The sequence below is a fragment of the Intrasporangium chromatireducens Q5-1 genome (assembly GCF_000576575.1).
Classification (GTDB): domain Bacteria; phylum Actinomycetota; class Actinomycetes; order Actinomycetales; family Dermatophilaceae; genus Intrasporangium_A; species Intrasporangium_A chromatireducens.
This window is the reverse complement of sequence record NZ_AWQS01000545.1, coordinates 1-772: the sequence shown is the minus strand read 5'-3', so window position 1 is coordinate 772 and position 772 is coordinate 1. Positions and strand designations below refer to the sequence as shown.

Here is a 772-nt window from a genome sequence, read left to right as displayed (position 1 = left end):
TGAGCGGCATCCGCGCCGTCAGTCGCCCTTGACCGCGGTGTGCAGCGTGACGATGCCGCCGGTGAGGTTCTGCCACCCGACCGTCGTCCAGCCGGCCGCCTCGATGACCCGGGCGAGACCGGCCTGGTCCGGCCACGCGCGGATGGTCTCGGCGAGGTAGACGTAGGAGTCCGGGTTCGACGAGGTGCGCCGGGCGATCCGGGGCAGCAACCGCATGAGGTACTCGGTGTAGACGGTGCGGAACGCCTTGTTGACCGGCTGGCTGAACTCGCAGATGACGAGCCGGCCGCCGGGCTTGGTGACGCGCAGGAACTCGCGCAGCGCGGTCTCGGTGTCGCTGACGTTGCGCAGGCCGAAGCTCATCGTCACGACGTCGAAGCTCGCGTCGGCGAACGGCAGGGCGAGCGCGTCCGCGGCGGTGAACGCCATGTCGGGCCGGCGCCGGCGGCCCACGCGGAGCATGCCGAGGGAGAAGTCGGCCGGGACGACCTCGATCTCCTGGTCGGCCCACGGCTCGCTCGAGGTGCCCGTCCCGGCGGCGATGTCGAGGATGCGCTCGCCGCGCCGTGCGGCGACCGTCCGCACGACCGCGCGGCGCCAGAGCCGGTCCTGGCCGAGGGAGAGCACGTCGTTGGTGAGGTCGTACTTCTCGGCGACGGTGTCGAACATCGACGCGACGTCGACGGCCTTCTTGTCGAGCTGGGCGCGAGTCATGCGGCCATCCTTCCACCCCCACCGCCACCCCCACGCCCCACGGCCCCCTCCCCCCACC

General features: G+C 72.2%; 1 protein-coding gene. It reads right to left on the bottom strand.

What is annotated here, in order from left to right:
* Positions 1-18 precede the first annotated feature (18 nt).
* Complete coding sequence (locus N864_RS22795) at positions 19-714, bottom strand: demethylmenaquinone methyltransferase (RefSeq protein ID WP_034722983.1); 696 nt, start codon at positions 712-714, stop codon at positions 19-21.
* Positions 715-772: the final 58 nt, after the last annotated feature.